We start from the raw sequence: 19,636 nt of genomic DNA on the forward strand, positions 1-19,636 counted from the left end.
GTTTGGTTGTCATATTTCTGAGAGCCAAACATGATCAATGAAACTGATTTTTCATTAACAAAGAGGTGATCACGTGAATATCAATTTTACCATCATCGGTCAAGCCATTGCTTTTGCAATATTTGTGGTTTTTTGCATGAAATTCGTGTGGCCACCACTTATTGGCGCCATCAATGAACGTCAGCGTAAGATTGCTGACGGCTTAAATGCCGCTGAAAAAGCAAAAGCAGACTTGGCTACCGCTGAGCAAGATGCAGAGCAGGAGCTTAATGCTGCTAAGGCGAAAGCTGCTGCACTAATTGAGCAAGCGAACAAGAGTGCCAACCAGTTGGTTGAAGACGCTAAATCGCAAGCACAAATAGAAGGCGAGCGCATTCGTCAACAAGCACAAGCGTCTATCGACCAAGAAATCAATCAAGCACGCGAATCATTACGTGCTCAGGTCGCTGAACTGTCTGTGCTTGGTGCTGAAAAGATTTTGCAAGATAAAGTCGATGTGCAAAAACATGCCAGCATGTTAGACCAACTGGCGGCTAAGCTGTAACTGTGAGGATATAATGGCTGACTTATCAACCTTAGCACGACCCTACGCTAAAGCCGCGTTTGACTATGCCAATGAACACGGGGTGGTTAATGAATGGGAAAACTTCTTGTTTATTGCCAGTGCGATTGTCAATGACAAATCGTTCCACACATTGCTAGACAATCCAGCCGTTTCTGCTGAGCATAAGTCAGCCGCTTTGGTCGATCTTTATGATACACAAGTAGCAAGCGCTAGTGATTCTGCTTTTAAGCGGTTATTAAATGACGCTAAAGGGCATCAGAATACCGACGCCAGCTACCCAAAAGTATCAGCAGCGCTTAGCAACTTCGTTAATCAGCTATCAGAACAAGAGCGTCTGGCGCTGCTTCCTGAAGTTTATGAGCATTATCGTCGTCACAAAGCGCTAAGCTTAAAACAGCTTGACGCTTATGTGACCACTGCCTATCCATTGACTGACGCACAGCGTGAGATGCTTCAAACACGTCTCGCAGCCTCACTGAATGCTAGTGTGGTGATCCATGAGTCGGTTGATCCTAGTCTTTTGGCAGGCGCTACAATCAAAGTCGGTGACAAGGTCATTGATGATTCAATGCGCGGCAAGTTACAACAGTTAAAAACACAGCTAACTGCCTAATGCCATTCATTAACTCAGCCTTGCTAACTGAAGGCTGTGTGAAATAAGAGCATTTAAGTCAGTGGGCGGGTTATCATAAATTAAAGGAAACAAGGCAATGCAACAATTGAATCCAGCGGAAATCAGTAACCTGATTAAGCAGCGTATTCAAGACCTTGATGCGGGTGCAACTGCAAAGAATGAAGGCACGATTGTCAAAGTATCTGACGGTATCGTGCAGATTCATGGTCTTGAAGATGCCATGTACGGCGAAATGATTGAGTTTGAAGGCGAAATCTACGGCATGGCTCTAAACTTAGAGCGTGACTCCGTCGGTGCGGTGATACTAGGCGATTATCTAAAACTACAAGAAGGCCAAAAAGCCTATTGTACTGGTCGTATTCTTGAAGTGCCAGTGGGTCCTGAGTTGCTCGGCCGCGTTGTTGATGCTTTGGGTAATCCTATTGATGGCAAAGGTCCTATCAATGCCAAGATGACTGATAAAGTCGAAAAAATCGCTCCAGGCGTTATTGACCGTCAATCGGTTGATGAGCCAGTAATGACCGGTTATAAAGCGGTCGATACCATGATTCCAATCGGTCGTGGTCAGCGTGAGCTTATCATTGGTGACCGTCAGACCGGTAAAACGGCACTGGCTATCGATACCATCATCGCACAGAAAACTTCTGGTATTAAGTGTGTGTACGTAGCGGTTGGTCAAAAACGTTCTACAATTGCTAACGTCGTGCGTAAGCTTGAAGAGACAGGCGCTTTAGAATATACCACGGTTGTGGTTGCTTCTGCGTCAGAGCCAGCAGCACTACAGTACATTGCACCGTACTCAGGCTGTACGATGGGTGAGTACTTCCGTGACCGCGGTGAAGATGCACTAATCGTGTTTGATGACTTATCAAAACAAGCGGTAGCGTATCGTCAGATCTCACTACTACTACGTCGTCCGCCAGGCCGTGAAGCATATCCAGGTGACGTATTCTATTTACACTCACGTCTACTTGAGCGTGCCTCACGCGTCAACGCTGACTATGTAGAAAACTTTACTAATGGTGAAGTGAAAGGCAAGACGGGTTCTTTAACCGCACTACCTATCATTGAAACCCAAGCGGGTGACGTCTCTGCATTCGTACCAACCAACGTAATTTCTATTACCGATGGTCAGATTTTCTTAGAATCAAGCCTATTTAACTCAGGTATTCGTCCTGCAGTTAACGCTGGTATCTCGGTATCACGTGTTGGTGGTGCTGCTCAGACTAAGATTATCAAGAAGCTGTCAGGTGGTATTCGTACCGCACTTGCACAGTACCGAGAACTCGCAGCATTCGCGCAGTTTGCTTCAGATTTGGATGATGCCACTCGTGAACAGCTAGACCATGGTGAGCGTGTTACTGAGCTAATGAAGCAGAAACAGTACCAGCCAATGTCTGTCGCTGAACAAGCAGCGGTTATTTATGCATCAAACGAAGGTTTCTTAGCAGACGTACCAGTTGAAAAGATTGGTTCTTTTGAAGAGTCTTTCTTACGTTATATGCATGACGAACAAGCCGACTTGATGCGTGAGATTGATGACACTGCAAATTATAATGATGATATTGCAGGTCGTTTAAAGTCAGCAGTTGAGACTTTTAAACAAAACCACAGTTACTAAGTTAATAAAGACTAAGTTAACGGGTTAAGCCGGTTTGGTTGATTGTAGAGAGGCTACTTTGTAGCGAATACAGTGGCGCGATGTCTCATGACAGTCGCGCCGCTGCATCCACAATCAACGGCATGTGACCGCGTAGTGCCACAAGTTATTGTTGCATTCGCCAATGCTTTTTTAACCCTCTTATATTGGAATCATTATGGCAAGCTTAAAAGAAATACGTGCCAAAGTCACCAGTATTAAAAGCACCCAGAAAATTACTCGTGCCATGCAAATGGTAGCGGCGAGTAAGATGCGCCGTGCTCAAGAGCGCATGGACGTGGGTCGCCCGTATGCTGATAGTATGCGCCGGGTTATTTCACATTTGGTGCATGCTTCATCAGATTACAAACATCCGTATATGGTAACGCGTCCAATTAATACAGTGGGCTATATCGTTATCACCTCAGACCGTGGACTTGCGGGTGGTTTGAACATCAACTTATTCAAAGCGCTAACTAATAGTATTGATGACTATCAAAACCAGTCTGTAAAGGCTGAGTTTTCTGTTATCGGTGCTAAAGGCGTCAGCTTCTTCAAAAACTTTGGCGGTAAAGTCACCTCAGCAATCACTGACTATGGCGATAACCCCACGTTTGAACAGTTGAACTCATCTGTACAAGCGATGCTAGAGGACTACGATAACGGTAAAATTGACCGTATCTATGTGGTATATAACAAGTTTGTTAATGCCATGACCCAACAGCCGACAGTTAGTCAGTTAGTACCTTTGCCTGAGGGAACGCTTACTGGTGAAGACAGTGGTATGCGCACTGATCTTAGCTGGGATTATATCTATGAGCCTGACATCAAAACTTTGGTTGATGGCTTGCTAGGGCGCTACATTGAGTCGATTGTCTATCAAGCGGTAATGGAAAACATTGCCTCTGAACAGTCATCGCGTATGGTCGCTATGAAAGCAGCAACAGATAATGCTGGTGACCTAATTAACGATTTACAGTTGGTTTATAACAAGCTGCGTCAAGCGGCGATTACTCGAGAAATCTCGGAAATCGTTGGCGGTGCTGCTGCTGTTTCATAATTGACTACACCTATATATAGAAGTTCAAGGAGAACGCAATGAATAGCGGTCGTATTGTACAGATCATTGGCGCGGTTATTGACGTTGAATTCAACCGTGACGAAGTACCTCAGATTTATGATGCCCTGCAAGTAGATGGTACCGAAACCACCCTAGAAGTACAGCAACAGCTAGGTGACGGTATCGTACGTACTATCGCAATGGGCTCAACAGAAGGCCTGAAACGTAACCTTCCAGTTACCAATACTGGCGCTCCTATCTCAGTGCCTGTAGGCGTTGGTACGCTTGGTCGTATTATGGATGTTCTTGGTCGTCCTATCGATGAAGAAGGTCCAGTACCTACTGAAGAAAGATGGTCTATCCACCGTGAAGCGCCAAGCTATGCGGAGCAGTCAAACAGTACTGAACTGTTAGAGACTGGTATTAAAGTTATCGATCTACTTTGCCCGTTCGCTAAAGGTGGTAAAGTTGGTTTGTTTGGTGGTGCTGGTGTTGGTAAAACCGTCAACATGATGGAATTGATCAACAACATCGCTCTTAAGCATGAAGGTTTGTCAGTATTTGCTGGTGTTGGTGAGCGTACGCGTGAAGGTAATGACTTCTATCACGAAATGCAAGAAGCTGGCGTTGTAAATACCGAAGACTTTAGCAAATCTAAAGTTGCGATGGTATATGGTCAGATGAATGAGCCACCAGGTAACCGTTTACGTGTTGCACTGTCTGGTCTAACCATGGCTGAATACTTCCGTGATACCAAAGATCCTGAAACGGGTAAAGGTCGTGACGTGTTATTGTTCGTTGATAATATTTATCGTTACACGCTTGCCGGTACTGAAGTATCAGCATTGCTAGGACGTATGCCATCAGCGGTTGGTTATCAGCCAACACTAGCAGAAGAGATGGGTCTACTACAAGAGCGTATTACTTCAACTCAGTCAGGGTCAATCACTTCAGTACAAGCCGTATACGTACCTGCGGATGACTTGACGGATCCATCACCTGCAACGACGTTTGCTCACTTGGATGCGACTGTTGTACTGAGCCGTGATATTGCTTCACAGGGTATCTATCCTGCGGTTGATCCACTAGATTCAACCTCACGTCAGCTTGATCCATTAGTGATTGGCGAAGAGCATTACAACGTAGCTCGTGGCGTGCAAGAAGTATTGCAGCGCTATAAAGAGCTTAAAGATATTATTGCTATCTTAGGTATGGATGAGCTGTCAGAAGAAGATAAACTGGTTGTTTATCGTGCGCGTAAGATTCAGCGCTTCTTATCACAGCCATTCCACGTAGCCGAAGTCTTTACTGGTGCACCTGGTAAATATGTCTCTCTACGTGACACCATTGCTAGCTTTAAAGCCATCATCGCAGGTGAATATGATGACTTACCAGAGCAAGCATTCTATATGGCTGGTGGTATCGACGAAGTAGTGGCTAAAGCAGAAAAAATGAAAGCTGCTTCAGCGTAAGCGAGAAAAGTAATCGTTAATTAGCAAATGGTTGAGTATATAAGCCATTTGCTAGTTCGCATCGCAGTTTCGATTGTAAGGAGTTAGGGATGGCAACGTTTCAATGTCGCGTCGTAAGTGCCCGTGAAGAGCTGTATTCAGGGGAAATTAGCATGTTGATCGCTACGGGTACTGAAGGCGAAGTCGGTGTACTAGCAGGTCATACACCGCTCATTACTTTGCTCAAACCTGGCGCGATGCGTGTGCAAACACCAGATGGCGAAGAAGAAGTTATCTACGTATCAGGTGGTGTGCTTGAGATACAGCCAAAGATGGTGACCGTACTGGCAGATACTGCAGTACGTGCGAGCAATCTTGATGAAAGCAAAATCATTCAGGCACGCAAAAAAGCTGAGCAAATGCTCGTGAACCAGTCTGATACGGTTCATACCAATGCGGCATTAGCATCATTGGCCGAGTCAGTAGCACAGCTACAAACCATTCGTAAATATAAAAACCGTGCTTAATTTTAATCAGTAATATTTAACGTTAAGATTTGAGTATTGGTAGTCTATAGATCAAAAAAAACAGTCCATCTTGGACTGTTTTTTTTTGCTAAAAATTTATAAATTGGCAGCGCTTAAAGTTGGATAATAGATTTAGATGAAAACCATTAGCAGTAATTGATAGATTTGGTTATATTAAAGGCACTAATGGGAAAGTGCACATGATTATTGGGTATAAATTAAAGGATTATTTGAAGTTGTTTATAGGTTTTGTTAACGACAATAAGCTATAGTATAGGTAGCCGTATGTTTGATAGTATACTGTGTTACCAACTTTGCACCATCCATATGAACATCCATTGTTCCATTTTATTGTGCTATGAACTTCCCTGCTATTAATTTTTACATTAGAGGATATAACAATGACAGAAGAAGACAACACCCCGCGAATTTTAATTGTTGAAGATGATGAGCGTCTGGCCATGTTGACGCAAGATTATTTGGTCAAAAATGGTTTGGAAGTGGCGATTGAAACTGATGGTAATCGTGCTATTCGTCGTATCGTTAATGAACAGCCAGATTTAGTGGTGCTTGATGTCATGCTTCCTGGTAGTGATGGTCTCACTGTCTGCCGTGAGGTACGTCCACACTACCAAAACCCAATCTTGATGCTGACTGCACGTACAGAAGATATGGATCAGGTGCTAGGACTTGAGATGGGTGCTGATGATTATGTCGCCAAACCCGCTCAGCCGCGTGTATTGCTTGCACGTATTCGTGCTTTATTACGCCGTTCAGAAAACGCGCCATCAGAAGACGTCCCTCAGCGCTTAGAGTTTGGCGAGTTGGTTATTGACAATGGTGGTCGTTCAGTCACGCTTAGTGATGAGTTGGTTGACTTTACCAGTGCTGAATATGACTTGCTATGGCTGCTTGCTTCTAATGCGGGTCGTATCTTGTCACGTGAAGATATCTTTGAGCGTCTGCGCGGTATTGAGTATGACGGACAAGATCGCTCTATCGACGTGCGTATTTCACGTATCCGCCCGAAAATCGGTGATGATCCAGAGAATCCAAAACGTATTAAAACCGTCCGTAGTAAAGGCTATTTGTTCGTCAAAGAAGGCAATTAATTCTACTTGCTCCGATATGGTCGTGCTTTATTGTCAGTTTTATACTAAAAACCAGCGTGAAGCTGGTTTTTTTGTGGCTAGGTTTTAATTTTTAAACTTAATAGAGAGGTTATGTGGTTTAATTAAGCCATAGCTGTGGATGCTCTGTATGTAAGAGGTTTAACATATTTTCTAGTCAGTATTTATTTTATAGTAGCTCGACTAGAGCAGTTGTCAATTTTTTGTATTTAACCAAGTTTGACCCTATATAAAGCGCTGGATAGGGTCAGCAGTCATTATTTAACAGTTTGGTCACGACGCATATGTCATTAGTTTCTTCTTTAAAACACAGTATCTTTGTTCGAATTTACGCAGGGCTATTAATCGTCTGTTTGTGTGTGGCGTTATTTGCCCAGTTATTGATGGATACCATCAACAAAGAGCGCGTGCAATCCTATCGTGAAAATATGGCAACGGGTGCTTTTTATCTGGTCAGTGAAGGTGTGAGCCGTCAAGAGGATGCAACGCAGCGCGAATATTGGTTAACGGACGCCAGTAGTTTGTTTGGTTCGACTTTTAGGATAATACCCATTGATGAGGTGGACTTCAGCGCCAGTGAGCTACGGCGTTTTGATAATGGTGAGACGGTGGTACGCTATATCGGACAAGATAACTATGCTGATATATATCATCGATTACCAGATGCTGATAAGGTATTAACGGTTCGGATATCGCAAGTTACTGAGCAACAAGTACGGGCAATGGCAGTGTTCTTGTTAGATGATTTGTCCTACTATACGACCTTATCGGCTAAACGTGAACGTTTGGCAGTATTAGAAGAAAGATTCTCCTATCCACTTGAGCTAAAAGCCTCAAACACCCTCAACCTCGATAATGATCAAATGATGCGGCTGCGCCGTGATGAAGTCGTTATCTTGCTGCAAGATAGTAGCAGCCAAAGTCAGTCTGCTATCAGCGTCGTCGTGCCCTCTGAAATCAATGATATGGCGATCCTAATGGGGCCTGTACCGCTATTTAACTGGTTTCCACTGAATCTAATCGTCAGTATGATTTTGATTAGTATGTTTTTGATCAGTTTAGGCGTTTACGCTCTTATCTTTCCATTGGAACGAAAATTGCAACTAATCCAAGTAGGGGTCAATGAAGTCAGTCAAGGCAACCTTGATATTCAAGTACAAGTCATCGGTCAAGATGAGATAGCTCGGCTGTCAGCGACCTTTAATGCGATGACCGAACATATCAAGCGATTGATTGAGTCACAGCGTGAGCTGACGCGTGCTGTTTCCCATGAGCTGCGCACCCCAGTGGCTCGTATTCGCTTTGCAGTAGACATGCTGGCTGACACTGATGATGAAGACTCACGATATATGCAACGTGACTTCATTGATGAAGATATTGAAGCGCTTAATGGATTGATTGATGAGATTTTGACTTACGCTAAGCTTGAAGAGGGGTCTCCAAAGCTTGACCTTGAGCCAGTCAACTTAAAAGAGTTGGTCGAGCAAGTCGTACGTGAGACCAAGGCTTTAGGTAAGTCTATTGAAGTCATTGGTCAGCCGCCCAACGCTAAAGTCACTGCAATAGCGGATAGACGTTATCTACATCGCGTGATTCAAAACCTTGCTGGTAACGCACTGCGTTATGCTGAAACCACCATCGTTATTAGTGCTGAGGTCAAAAAGGGCAATGCATTTGTGAGCGTGGAAGACGATGGACAGGGTATTGCAGAAGAAGATCGTGAAAAAGTATTTGTGCCATTTTCACGCTTAGATGATAGTCGCACCCGTGCATCGGGCGGTTATGGGCTGGGTTTATCCATTGTGTCGCGTATTGCTTTTTGGTTTAGCGGCAGTATGAAAGTTGATGAAAGCCCAGAGCTTGGTGGCGCAAGATTTGTCATGACTTGGCCTGTCAAACCACTCACGCAAACGATTGCAGCGGATCAGCTGACTCAAGAAAAAAGCGAGCGTAGTCTCAGTGATGAGTAGGTAACTTTAAGAGTCTGAAGTTGATCCAGTCTTCAGTTTTAGTCATCAACAGCGTCTACTTTTGAAAGCTTAACATGATGTATTTAAATTAATGGATTGGTTGAAAGCCATGCATTTAAAACTTAAGAGAGGTCGCGAATGCCTTATATATTTGGCGGACTGGTAGTACTAAACGCACTGTTACTTGGCTACTATCTGTTTTTACAGCAGCCAAGCACGACAGAGAGTGTGCAGTCAGCGCAAGCTGAGCTGACGCATGAGATAACCTTTATCAATAGTGCTGCCCATGCGCCACCACTTATTGGTACTAAAGATTAATAGATATTAATGATCATCGCCATTGATGACATTGCTGGGTATCGGCACATCGGCTGCAATAGCTTCTTCACCAGCGACTTTAGAGATGAGAGGAATACGGATACAAACTTGTAAGCCGCCATCTGGATGATTAACCGCTTCCACTGTACCATGATGTAGTCGCGCAATACGGCTAACAATAGCAAGTCCTAAACCGCTACCCTGAGTGGTACGAGCAGTCTCACCACGCTCAAAAGGTTGCATAATGCGCTCTAGCTGATCTTCTGCTACTCCTGAACCACAATCCCGCACACAGATGACCAGTTGCTCTTGCGCTTCTTTGTTGACCTCACTTTCGCTTATTACGTCAGTATCTTCCGTGGCTGCTGCTTCTGAAAAAATTGGCTCTACGGTTGCAGTCAAGTAAATCGGCGGCTTACCATAACGATTAGCATTATTGACAAGGTTGATCACCAGTCGCTTAATGGATAATGGTCTGACGGGTACGGCCTTGTTAAGCTCTGACTGATAAATAAATTTCATGGGCGCAAACTGCACCATGATTTCATTAAATATGACGTCTAAGTTTGTCAGATGCACAGGTTCATCTGAGCCATCTTTCATAAATGAAATAAACTGCTCCAAGATGGCATCCATGTCTTCTATATCATAAATAAGACCTTCACGAAAAAAGTCATCTGGCAGCATCTCAGCGGTCAGACGCATGCGCGTAAGCGGGGTTCGTAGATCGTGAGAGATGCCAGCAAGCATGATTGTGCGCTCTTTTTGCGCTTGATTAAGTGTGGTAAAAAGCTGGTTGAATGCCATGTTAACTTGGCGGATCTCGGTAGGGCCTGCTCGTGTGGGCAAGGTAGTGGCATGTCCTAAGCTGATATAGTTGGTTGCCGCACGTTGTAGATGGCGTAATGGACGATTGAGCTGTCGTACCAATAAAACAATCGTTAGTAGCGACAGAATGGGCAGCCCTAATAAAAATAATAGTAATAAAGTCGGGCTGTATTGCGAATAATAAACAACAGGCTCACGAATCCAAAAGCTGTCATCACGGCTGTCTTGTACCCATAGCTGCGGTGTTGGTTTGAATTTAAAATAAACTTCAACAGGACGCCCTAATTGCGCACCAATTTCATGCTGTAATACATCTGTAAAGACACCTACAAAGGCCTTATCTTCAACCTGTGGAAAGTCGCTTGGATTCTCTACCACCACGACATGTGAGTGCTGATAGATCCACTGCTTTACCTGTGGGTTATCTTTCCAGTCTTGTTTGGCGCTATTCATGAGCTGTAACTCAGTGGTTAAATAGCGTGCATGGTTCTTTAACTCTGGTAAATACAGACTGCGCCAAAAAAGCCAGATGGATAGACCAACACTAATGAACACGATGAAAGCGACCATTAAAGTCGTGAGCCAACTATTAGAGTATGAACGTGGTAGCCAGGAGGTAGAGCGCTTTGGTTTTGGCGTAGTCATGAGAATCCAATATTAAGGGTTAGATAAGAGGAGCTGAGTAAATAGCCAGACTGCTTAAGCCCAGATTGCTTAAGCATAGCATAAATGCCTAATATTCTTATCGCTACGATGTCTGGTGCCAAAAAAAGGCTTGTGTTCCAGGTGGTCTATAAGATAACAAGGAGGCTATTTTGAATAGTAGCTGATGTAAGCTGAGTCGTAATTATCAGCATTTTTATTTCAGTTCAGATGCTATTTAAGTTATTGTTATCAAATAATAAAATAAATACAGTTTATGTTTTCAATAAAACAAGACTATGGTATAATTATGCCCTTTTTGGTATACCTGCGAAAGAGAGAATTCACATGGTTGTTATTCGTTTAGCACGGGGCGGTGCCAAGAAACGCCCATTTTATCAAGTAGTTGTTGCTGATCAACGCCGCGCGCGTGATGGCCGCTACATCGAAAACATCGGCTTTTTTAATCCGCTAGCTAAAGAGTCAGAAGAAGCAGTACGCTTAGATATGGAAGCGTACAATGCGTGGGTCGCTAAAGGTGCACAGCCTTCAGATCGCGTTGCTTCATTGGCAAAAGCTTACAATAAGTCTGCAACTACAACTGAAGCAACTGCTTAAGTTTTGGTTATTGACTATAGATGGCGTGAAAGCTGCGCTGCCTTAGTGAGTAGACTTTAGAACACATAGCGTAGCTGGTATTACCAGTGTACGCCATTAACTGTTTTTGCTGCTTAGTTTTTGATTGTCAATTTAATTGTTAGTTTGATTGTTGTTTTGGCAATCGCTGTTCTAACTGTCATTGGTTTAATTACGTTTAGGTTAGCCGTTATGTCATCTGCACCAGACGCCAGCACCCTCATGAAAATTGGTCAGCTCAAAAAGCCTTATGGCATTAAGGGCTGGTTATGGGTGTTTAGTGACACAGATGATCGCTCGGCTATCTTTGATATGCAGCCGTGGTGGATTAAAACCGCTACTGGTATTAAGCCATTGACTGTCAGTAAGTGGCGTCAGCAAGGAACAGGACTTGTTGCTCAGTTTGAGCAAGTTCCTGATCGTAATATTGCTGAAACCATGAACGGTGTTGCTATCTGGGTCGCACAAGACGTATTGCCAGAACTCGCAGAAGACGAATTTTATTGGTCAGATCTGCTGGGCATGCGAGTTGTGAATGAGCAGGATGAGTATCTTGGTAATATCACTGAAATGTTTGATAATGGTGCCCACGATATTATGCGTGTGGCTGCCAACTCAGACAGTTTGGATAATGAAGAGCGCCTAATACCTTGGCATAAGCAAACTGTAGTGCAAGTTGATATGACTGGCAAAACAGTCCTTGTGGCGTGGCCAAGCGACTATTAATTAGACGTCAGTCTGGTTGAGTGATGGTCGTTATTCAGAGCCTTGTTAGCAAACAATCGTTATTTAGACAGAGGTCAGATGTATTTTGCCGTGATTAGTATTTTTCCTGAGATGTTTGCGACGATCCGTGAGTTTGGTATCACGGGACGAGCAGTAACTCAGGAGCAAGTCACGATTGAGTGCATTAATCCACGTGATTATACCACTGATAATTATCGCCGTATTGATGAACGTCCTTATGGCGGTGGCCCTGGTATGGTCATGATGGCTGAGCCACTCGCAAAAGCCATTGACGATGCGCGTTTGCGAGCAAGCCAGCATGGTTGCCGTATCGGCAGCGAGCATTGTCCGGTGGTTTATATGTCACCACAAGGGCAGACGCTCAGCGAAAGTAGTGTGGTCAGTATGACTGAGTATGACGGCATGATTCTGTTATGTGGTCGTTACGAAGGTATTGATGAGCGCCTATTATCGCAATATGTTGATATGGAAGTATCGATTGGGGACTATGTTCTGACTGGTGGCGAGCTGCCAGCGATGGTACTGATGGATAGTGTGATACGTCGTTTGCCTGATATTATGGGTGATGACAAGTCAGCAGAGCAAGACTCGTTCGTCGATGGCTTGCTTGATTGTCCACACTATACCAAGCCGCATGAGTTTGCTGGTATGACAGTACCTGAGGTGCTTTTATCTGGACATCATGCAAACATCGCTCAGTGGCGTTTTTGTCAACAGGTTTCGCGCACCAAGGCGCGGCGTCCTGAATTATGGCAAGCGTTTACCCCGACAGAGCAGCAAGCTAAATGGCTCAAGGCATCGGCAAAACAAAATAGCTCACTAATTAATGAGTCAAAAACAGTTAAGTAAAAAATCACTAGCATTTATACACAGTGAGTATTTTAGAATTTTGCGCAATAATGAAACGGGTCATACCATAATGGCCGTTTGCCAACCCCCTTTATGTCGTATCCATTAAGATACGATCAATTATTACAAACAGGTGATACGCGTTAAGCCTCTATCATCTAATGTGAGGAGATAACTCTCATGAGCAACAAGCATCCATTGGTTCAAAGTATTGAAAACTCGCAGCTGCTTGAACGTCCAGACTTTGCACCAGGCGATACCGTCGTGGTTCAAGTAAAAGTACGTGAAGGTGAGCGTGAGCGTCTACAGGCTTTTGAAGGCGTGGTTATCGCTAAGCGTAACCGTGGTCTAAATTCAGCATTCACTGTGCGTAAAATCTCAAGCGGTGTAGGCGTTGAGCGTGCATTCCAATTGCATTCACCAATCATTGATAGCATTGAAGTGAAACGCCGTGGTGCTGTTCGCCGTGCGAAACTGTACTACTTACGTGAGCGTTCTGGTAAATCAGCACGTATTCGCGAAAAGCTTGGCGGCCGTCCAGCTGCTCAGAAAAAAACTGACGCTGGTGTACCTGATGCGGTTGAAACTGCTCCTGGTATTTAAGTTTAAGCTATGCGCTTAAGCTTGCCGAAGTTGCTAAGCTGCTTATTAGGCAGCTTGGTAATGAAGCAAAAGTAGATACAAGCCCTTATTCATAGGTTTATTTATAAATAAGTAGGCATGCCAAAAAAGACAAAACCCCAATCTGTGCAGATGCCAGATTGGGGTTTTTGTATGTATGGCTTGCACAGATTATGTTATCTAAGTATCAAGAATATCAATACGGCTACTTTGGTCTTTAGATTTGCTGTGCTTGCGCAAGCGGATATAGATATTTTTAGTCACAGTCGCAATTACCTTTTGCTGACTGTCGACGATATCGGCTTTATATTCACGGAATACAGCCTCTCCATCTTTGGCTAACTCTTGGATAACTCCAATCTCTGTACTGGGTATCTTCATCCGCGTTGTTACTTTGCTAGTACCAGGTGCAATGAATTCAATATGTGAGCTTTTGTCCCATACCACATAAGTGCTGCCTAATTGGTGCATGAGCATGAGCATATAGAAAGGGTCGACCATAGAATACAAGCTACCACCAAATTGAGTACCGACAATGTTTTTATTCCAAGCATTGAGCCCCATACTGACCACACACAGACCTTGATCTAAATCTACATGCTCTACCTTGATACCAGCGCCGACGTAAGGCGCGTAGGTATTAATGCGTAGCTTAAGCAAATGTGGTGTCAGTAACGGCATCACGTTTTTTTTGGTTTTGCGTCTTAAGTTTTCTAAGTTTTTAGGTAGCAAGTTCATGTTTTATCCTTTTGTCTTTTGATGATCATGCCAGAAGTGCCCGTTATGCTGACAGTATAAGTAATGGTTCCATAATCCATAAATAGCGTCGTGTAATTATAGAGTATTTATAATTTTTGCCTGACAACTGGATACTGGCTGAGCAAAAGATAACCATCATAATTAAAAATAACCATGGTCACCAGTCTTAAAGCGTAACGACTGTTAAGCAAAGTCACTTCTTGACAGTCAAACTCACGGTGTTTTTATAGGTTTTAGCGTAAGAATCACTACGATATCAATATTGATAGTATTGAGTACGTATTCGCGTATAGCAAGATATAAAAGCACATTAACCATACTAAAAAATGGATAGTTGAGATAAAAATACCAGTTAAGCACTAATAAATGTTCGGTATTTAGCTAGTAAACCTCGCATTATACTATTTGATAGCATACAATGGCTGCCAATTTATGTTCGGTGACTTATTTATCAACAAGTCTTGGTAAGTAATACCAAACCCAAAAAGTGCGATAAGCTTTGTCAAACTTGCTAACCCTACTAGGAGTAGTACTTGCACAAGTTTTTCGCGCTACTCTAATTTTTGGAAATGATATAAATGGTCACTTATAGTCAAAATCTTAGTCGACATAAGGAGATGTGATGAGTAGTAATGAGATTCCCGCTTCAGGGTCTAATCCCCAGCAACCAAATCCATCTAATTACGATAGAGAATTACAAGGTAGCTATGCTGAGTTGCACAAGCCAAACTCAAGCTTTGAGAGCCGTGATGCTTATCTAAATCATGAACTGCAAATCATGCAGCCTAAACGTTGGCGTGCTAACCTGCCATTTCGTGACTATCGTTTTGAATACGAAGATACCATTCCAGCGATGGCGGCGACAATCGGTAAAGTAGTGATGGTGGGCGCCATTGCTGCAACCTTTGCAGGGCCATTGGGTTTAAGTGATGCCTTTGTATTAGAAAACGTGCGTTACGAGCTATTAATCGTTGCGTTCTTTGTTATTTTATTTTCAGGGTTTTTACTACCTACTGCCAACCTTGCAGGTACCCATGGTCCGCTAATTCCTTTAATCCCTATTGTCGTCGCTGCTGGCGGCCATCCAATGGCCTTTGGTCTGCTTATTGGTGCCTTTGGTCTGTTGCTGGCAATCAGTAAAGGGGGGAGTTTGCTGGCAAACTTGACCAGTAAAGGCGTGTGTGGTGGTTTACTGCTATACCTAGGCTTTATTGGTACCATCTCGCAAGTCAAAAATCTATTTGCGTGGGCAGAAGCCATCAATATGGGGCACATTGCTTTTACAGTGATTTTATTGACGATTGTGCTTTATGCCGTGTTAGAAAACTACAATAAGCGCTGGCTTGCAGTACCACTCAGTTGTTTATTAGGTGGCGGGGTCGCCTTTGCTATGGGTGCACCGTTTGCATTTGAAACAGCACCAGGCCTGCCAAACATGAACCCAATGTACTGGTGGGGTGACAATACCGGTTGGATGCTAGGTCTGCCAACCGTGGAGAGTTTTATTGTGGTACTGCCGTTTGCAGTATTGGCGGTAGCGATGTGGTCACCAGACTTCTTAGGTCATCAGGTATTCCAAAAAATCAGCTATCCTGAGCGTACTGAGCGTGTACAGATGGATATCGATGATACGATGACCAGTGCTTCCATTCGTCAGGTAGCAGGCTCGGTACTTGGTGGTACCAACTTTGCGTCGTCATGGGGTACTTATATTGTACCAGCGGCGATTGCTAAGCGTCCAATTCCAGCAGGTGCTGTCTTAACTGGTATCTTCTGTATCATCGCAGGTGTATGGGGCTATCCAATGGATCTCGCGATTTGGGAGCCAGTCATGTGTGTGGCGCTCATCGTGGGTGTCTTTATTCCGCTGCTTGAGGCGGGTATGGAGATGACACGCGAAGGTAAAACTACCCAGTCTGCTGCCATTGTGGTGTTTGCGTCAGCACTGGTGAATCCTGCGTTTGGTTGGTCGATTACGTTGGTGCTTGATAATTTGGGGCTGATTGGCTCAAAAGAGCGTAGTGCAAACTTGTCCAAGATGAGCCGCTGGATTATTCCAGTCGTCACTTTTATTGTATTGACAGGAGTGATGGCGATCGTTGGTATGTTGCCTGGTATTCCAGCATTACTACCGAGTTTCCGTCATTAATAAAACCTAGATCATTAATAAGCTTAGATAGTTGTCAGTAATTATAAAAAGTCAGCCATGGTGCTGGCTTTTTTTATGTATATAGATAAGCTTATAATGGTGCTTGCAAAGCACAATCTATCGCCCCATAAATAACCATATATCAATAGCTTAAGAGCAATAAACCCCTATGACAAACGTCTCAGAAACAACGCCTGTCGATGACAAGAAGGTTCGTCTTAATCATTTAATAAAACGCCTGCCAAACTTGCCAGGGGTATATAAAATGCTGGGTAAAAACGGTGATATTTTATACGTTGGTAAAGCGAAATCACTCAAAAGTCGTGTAAACAGCTATTTTGCTAAGACAATTGACCACCCAAAGACGCGGGCATTGGTAGCGCGGATTCATAATATCGAAACCATCATTACCCGTAGTGAGACTGAGGCGTTACTACTTGAGCAGAATCTGATTAAAGAATATCGTCCGCCTTATAATGTGCTGCTGCGTGATGATAAATCCTACCTTTATGTGTTTATATCTGCGGACAAGCCTTATCCAAGATTGGCTTATGGCCGCGGCAAAGGCAACCATCAAAAGGGTCGGTTTTTTGGGCCATTTCCGTCTGCTCATGCTGCAAAAGAAACGCTGGTCTTGATGCAAAAAATGTTTCAAATGCGTCAATGTACCAATACTTTTTTCAAGCAACGGAAGCGTCCATGTTTGGAGTATCAGATTAAGCGCTGCCGTGCGCCTTGTGTCGGCTTGGTATCACCAGAAGAGTATGCGGAAGATGTCAACAACACCATTCGCTTTTTAAAGGGCGATTCTAGTGATATTCACAATGCTTTGATTGAAAAGATGGAGAGTGCCGCTGAAGTACTAGACTTTGAAAAAGCGGTGTTTTATCGCGACCAGCTTTCTATGCTACGCGAAGTACAAGCAAGACAAGCTGTCTATACCGTACAGGGTGAGGCGGATGTAATTTCTATTGCCAGTCAGGCAGGCATGACGTGTGTGAACGTCTTAACGGTACGCGGTGGTCGGGTACTTGGCGGCAAAAACTACTTTCCTGATGTCGATAGTAGTGAATCGCTAGCGGATAATTTGTCTGCTTTTATCAGCTCATTTTATTTTCAGGTGACCGATGATTTGCCTGCAGAGATTATATTGAGTCATGAATTGCCAGATCAGGTTGCTGTCAGTGAAGCGCTGGCCACGCATTTTGACAGCAAAGTCGTTATAAAAACCAGTGTGCGTGAACATCGCTCAGAGTGGTTGGACCTGGCAAAACTCAATGCCAATAATGCGCTCAAAACCAAGCTGGGTGATTACTTAGAGCTGCATGCGCGTTTCGGCGCCCTCAAAGATGTATTGGCTGAAGTGACAGATCGTGCTATCGATCGTATTGAATGTTTTGATATCTCTCATACGATGGGTGAGGCGACCATTGGCAGCTGCGTGGTCTTTGATCAAGGAGGTGCACGCAGGCGTGACTACCGTCAGTATGCCATTCACGATATTCAAGGCGGAGATGACTATGCCGCGATGAAGCAAGTGCTGACACGCCGCTATAAAAAACAGCCTCTACCTGACTTACTGCTCATTGATGGCGGAAAAGGTCAGCTTGGAATCGCCAAAGAAGTATTGACAGAGCTGGGTATTCTTGGCGACACGTTATTGGTAGGGGTTGCAAAAGGCGAGGGGCGCAAAGCGGGACTCGAAGTATTGCACTTCATCGATCATGAGCCGCTTGATTTGCCAATGGACAGTAAGGCGCTACATTTACTGATGCATATCCGCGATGAGGCACATCGTTTTGCCATCACAGCGCACCGTAAGAAGCGCGATAAGCGCCGTTCGTCGTCAGTGTTAGAAGTCATACCTGGACTGGGTGAGAAGCGCCGTCGTGACCTACTGAATCACTTTGGCGGCATGCAACAGCTGCTCGGTGCTTCTCAACAAGAGTTGGGAGGTGTGCAGGGGATTGGTCCAGTGTTAGCAAAGACCATTTATAAAGTATTGCATGAATAAGCTGATTCATCATAAAAAATGCCAACAATCCTAAGATTATTGGCATTTTAAAATTAATAATATTTAGCCGTTAAAAGTTTAAAATATTAAAAATCGAAGCTTAGTTGTTGATTTGGGTAACTGCGACAATGTTCGCAAACACGCTCCCAACGATTAAATCTGTATCTCCAGTACCAACGTACGTGCACAGCTTTAGGATAACGACAATATACTGTTGTCATTTATTTCTCCATATTTGTTATGAAAGTTTCATAACTACGGAGCATAGACACTTATTAGCATTTGCTATTGTCAGCATTTACTATAAAATATACAAACCTGTGGAAGGTAAATAAACTTGATTAGTATGCTAACAATGGAGTCTTGCTCCATAGCTGTCTAATCTAAAAGTTTTTTAAGCTCAGCAATTGGCGTTGCTGGGCTTTTTTAATTTTCCATATTTGGTTCTCCTCTTCGATTCTAGCTTAGAAATAGTAAGCATGACATTAAATAGCGCTACAGCATTAGTTTGCTTTTCTTTTATAAGTCACAAATCTAAAATCTAATGCACTTTTTTCATCATGCATCTGCTCAGATTCTGTTGATACAGCAAATGCGCTTGGTAGCTCAGGATAAAAGGCATCGCCACCAGCGATTTCGATGTCTACATGAGTCAGCTCAATGCGATCCGTATACATTAAAGCATCACTAAATACGCGCTCGCCACCAATCACCCAAATCGTATCAAGGTGCGCTCCATGTGCAAGGCTGGCAGCTTGCGTCAAGGCATCATCTAAATTATGTACGACGTAGGCATTGTCTTTGCCTACCAGACCTTTTTGTTCAGCATAATCTAACTGACTGCTGATGATAAAGCTGACGCGCTTTGGCAAAGGCTTGCTGCCCATCGACTCAAACGTCTTGCGACCCATAATGACAATGCCTTGAATGGCGCTATCGCTATTACTATTACTATTACTATCATTTTTTTTGGTCGTCATCTTTTTAAAGTGCTGCAAATCTGCTGAGATATGCCACGGCAACTCATTATCCTTACCGATACAGCGATTGCTGCTGATAGCAGCGATTTGGGCGACTTCAGTATGGGCATAACTCAT

Annotated in this window: 18 protein-coding genes; 15 read left to right on the forward strand and 3 right to left on the reverse strand. The window is 43.8% G+C overall.

What is annotated here, in order from left to right; all coding sequences use genetic code 11:
* Positions 1-73 precede the first annotated feature (73 nt).
* From JMY01_RS00110 to JMY01_RS00150, 9 genes are all read left to right on the forward strand, one after another.
* The gene (locus JMY01_RS00110; RefSeq protein ID WP_201573152.1) at positions 74-544 is read left to right on the forward strand and encodes a F0F1 ATP synthase subunit B; all 471 of its coding nucleotides are present in this window, start codon (positions 74-76) and stop codon (positions 542-544) included.
* A 13-nt stretch (positions 545-557) separates the two neighbouring features.
* Entirely contained in the window at positions 558-1,178 is a 621-nt protein-coding gene (locus JMY01_RS00115) for a F0F1 ATP synthase subunit delta (protein WP_201573155.1), read from the forward strand.
* 97 nt (positions 1,179-1,275) lie between these two features.
* A complete protein-coding gene (gene atpA, locus JMY01_RS00120) occupies positions 1,276-2,820 on the forward strand; it encodes a F0F1 ATP synthase subunit alpha (protein WP_201573158.1) in 1,545 nt (514 codons plus the stop codon).
* A 196-nt stretch (positions 2,821-3,016) separates the two neighbouring features.
* A complete protein-coding gene (gene atpG / locus JMY01_RS00125; protein ID WP_201573161.1) occupies positions 3,017-3,898 on the forward strand; it encodes a F0F1 ATP synthase subunit gamma in 882 nt (293 codons plus the stop codon).
* Positions 3,899-3,936: 38 nt separating this feature from the next.
* Positions 3,937-5,370 carry a F0F1 ATP synthase subunit beta gene (atpD, locus tag JMY01_RS00130; protein ID WP_201573164.1) on the forward strand — a complete coding sequence of 478 codons (1,434 nt, stop codon included), beginning with the start codon at positions 3,937-3,939 and terminating at the stop codon, positions 5,368-5,370.
* Positions 5,371-5,459: 89 nt separating this feature from the next.
* On the forward strand, positions 5,460-5,876 hold the full coding sequence (locus JMY01_RS00135) for a F0F1 ATP synthase subunit epsilon (RefSeq protein ID WP_201573167.1): 417 nt from the start codon (positions 5,460-5,462) through the stop codon (positions 5,874-5,876).
* 401 nt (positions 5,877-6,277) lie between these two features.
* Positions 6,278-6,988, forward strand: coding sequence for a response regulator (locus JMY01_RS00140; protein WP_201573170.1), 711 nt, complete (start codon positions 6,278-6,280; stop codon positions 6,986-6,988).
* Between the two features lie 302 nt (positions 6,989-7,290).
* Positions 7,291-8,976 (forward strand): ATP-binding protein, encoded by a 1,686-nt coding sequence (locus JMY01_RS00145; RefSeq protein ID WP_201573173.1) that lies wholly within the window; start codon positions 7,291-7,293, stop codon positions 8,974-8,976.
* A gap of 138 nt (positions 8,977-9,114) precedes the next feature.
* Positions 9,115-9,294, forward strand: a complete 180-nt coding sequence (locus tag JMY01_RS00150; RefSeq protein ID WP_201573176.1) for a hypothetical protein — start codon at positions 9,115-9,117, stop codon at positions 9,292-9,294.
* Positions 9,295-9,300: 6 nt separating this feature from the next.
* Here JMY01_RS00150 and JMY01_RS00155 read toward each other — a convergent pair whose 3' ends face one another.
* On the reverse strand, positions 9,301-10,767 hold the full coding sequence (locus JMY01_RS00155; RefSeq protein WP_201573179.1) for an ATP-binding protein: 1,467 nt from the start codon (positions 10,765-10,767) through the stop codon (positions 9,301-9,303).
* Between the two features lie 345 nt (positions 10,768-11,112).
* Between JMY01_RS00155 and rpsP the strand changes: the two genes are divergently transcribed.
* The 4 genes from rpsP (at position 11,113) to rplS (ending at position 13,599) form a co-directional block, all read left to right on the forward strand.
* Positions 11,113-11,382 carry a 30S ribosomal protein S16 gene (gene rpsP / locus JMY01_RS00160; RefSeq protein WP_201573195.1) on the forward strand — a complete coding sequence of 90 codons (270 nt, stop codon included), beginning with the start codon at positions 11,113-11,115 and terminating at the stop codon, positions 11,380-11,382.
* Positions 11,383-11,592: 210 nt separating this feature from the next.
* Positions 11,593-12,126 carry a ribosome maturation factor RimM gene (rimM, locus tag JMY01_RS00165; RefSeq protein WP_201573198.1) on the forward strand — a complete coding sequence of 178 codons (534 nt, stop codon included), beginning with the start codon at positions 11,593-11,595 and terminating at the stop codon, positions 12,124-12,126.
* A 78-nt stretch (positions 12,127-12,204) separates the two neighbouring features.
* A complete protein-coding gene (gene trmD, locus JMY01_RS00170; RefSeq protein WP_201573210.1) occupies positions 12,205-12,996 on the forward strand; it encodes a tRNA (guanosine(37)-N1)-methyltransferase TrmD in 792 nt (263 codons plus the stop codon).
* A 180-nt stretch (positions 12,997-13,176) separates the two neighbouring features.
* Positions 13,177-13,599, forward strand: coding sequence for a 50S ribosomal protein L19 (rplS, locus tag JMY01_RS00175; protein ID WP_201573212.1), 423 nt, complete (start codon positions 13,177-13,179; stop codon positions 13,597-13,599).
* Between the two features lie 198 nt (positions 13,600-13,797).
* Here the strand turns inward: rplS and JMY01_RS00180 are convergent, their stop codons facing one another.
* Positions 13,798-14,355, reverse strand: coding sequence for a DUF4442 domain-containing protein (locus JMY01_RS00180; RefSeq protein ID WP_201573214.1), 558 nt, complete (start codon positions 14,353-14,355; stop codon positions 13,798-13,800).
* 643 nt (positions 14,356-14,998) lie between these two features.
* On the opposite strand from JMY01_RS00180, the gene JMY01_RS00185 reads away from it, so the two are divergent.
* Positions 14,999-16,525: a DUF3360 family protein gene (locus JMY01_RS00185; RefSeq protein ID WP_201573216.1), complete on the forward strand. Its 1,527-nt coding sequence runs from the start codon at positions 14,999-15,001 to the stop codon at positions 16,523-16,525.
* A 169-nt stretch (positions 16,526-16,694) separates the two neighbouring features.
* Positions 16,695-18,539, forward strand: coding sequence for an excinuclease ABC subunit UvrC (uvrC, locus tag JMY01_RS00190; protein ID WP_201573218.1), 1,845 nt, complete (start codon positions 16,695-16,697; stop codon positions 18,537-18,539).
* A gap of 503 nt (positions 18,540-19,042) precedes the next feature.
* Here the strand turns inward: uvrC and JMY01_RS00195 are convergent.
* The gene (locus JMY01_RS00195; protein ID WP_201573220.1) at positions 19,043-19,636 is read right to left on the reverse strand and encodes a dihydrofolate reductase; all 594 of its coding nucleotides are present in this window, start codon (positions 19,634-19,636) and stop codon (positions 19,043-19,045) included.

It is taken from the genome of Psychrobacter sp. H8-1 (assembly GCF_904846575.1).
In the GTDB taxonomy this organism is placed as follows: domain Bacteria; phylum Pseudomonadota; class Gammaproteobacteria; order Pseudomonadales; family Moraxellaceae; genus Psychrobacter; species Psychrobacter fulvigenes.

Bases quoted from the DNA above. Each gene is read 5' to 3' on its own strand.
- JMY01_RS00115 (WP_201573155.1), top strand. From the start codon at position 558: ATGGCTGACTTATCAACCTTAGCACGACCCTACGCTAAAGCCGCGTTT.
- atpA (WP_201573158.1), top strand. From the start codon at position 1,276: ATGCAACAATTGAATCCAGCGGAAATCAGTAACCTGATTAAGCAGCGT.
- atpG (WP_201573161.1), top strand. From the start codon at position 3,017: ATGGCAAGCTTAAAAGAAATACGTGCCAAAGTCACCAGTATTAAAAGC.
- atpD (WP_201573164.1), top strand. From the start codon at position 3,937: ATGAATAGCGGTCGTATTGTACAGATCATTGGCGCGGTTATTGACGTT.
- JMY01_RS00135 (WP_201573167.1), top strand. From the start codon at position 5,460: ATGGCAACGTTTCAATGTCGCGTCGTAAGTGCCCGTGAAGAGCTGTAT.
- JMY01_RS00140 (WP_201573170.1), top strand. From the start codon at position 6,278: ATGACAGAAGAAGACAACACCCCGCGAATTTTAATTGTTGAAGATGAT.
- JMY01_RS00145 (WP_201573173.1), top strand. From the start codon at position 7,291: ATGTCATTAGTTTCTTCTTTAAAACACAGTATCTTTGTTCGAATTTAC.
- JMY01_RS00150 (WP_201573176.1), top strand. From the start codon at position 9,115: ATGCCTTATATATTTGGCGGACTGGTAGTACTAAACGCACTGTTACTT.
- JMY01_RS00155 (WP_201573179.1), bottom strand. From the start codon at position 10,767: ATGACTACGCCAAAACCAAAGCGCTCTACCTCCTGGCTACCACGTTCA.
- rpsP (WP_201573195.1), top strand. From the start codon at position 11,113: ATGGTTGTTATTCGTTTAGCACGGGGCGGTGCCAAGAAACGCCCATTT.
- rimM (WP_201573198.1), top strand. From the start codon at position 11,593: ATGTCATCTGCACCAGACGCCAGCACCCTCATGAAAATTGGTCAGCTC.
- trmD (WP_201573210.1), top strand. From the start codon at position 12,205: ATGTATTTTGCCGTGATTAGTATTTTTCCTGAGATGTTTGCGACGATC.
- rplS (WP_201573212.1), top strand. From the start codon at position 13,177: ATGAGCAACAAGCATCCATTGGTTCAAAGTATTGAAAACTCGCAGCTG.
- JMY01_RS00180 (WP_201573214.1), bottom strand. From the start codon at position 14,355: ATGAACTTGCTACCTAAAAACTTAGAAAACTTAAGACGCAAAACCAAA.
- JMY01_RS00185 (WP_201573216.1), top strand. From the start codon at position 14,999: ATGAGTAGTAATGAGATTCCCGCTTCAGGGTCTAATCCCCAGCAACCA.
- uvrC (WP_201573218.1), top strand. From the start codon at position 16,695: ATGACAAACGTCTCAGAAACAACGCCTGTCGATGACAAGAAGGTTCGT.
- JMY01_RS00195 (WP_201573220.1), bottom strand. From the start codon at position 19,636: ATGAGTTATGCCCATACTGAAGTCGCCCAAATCGCTGCTATCAGCAGC.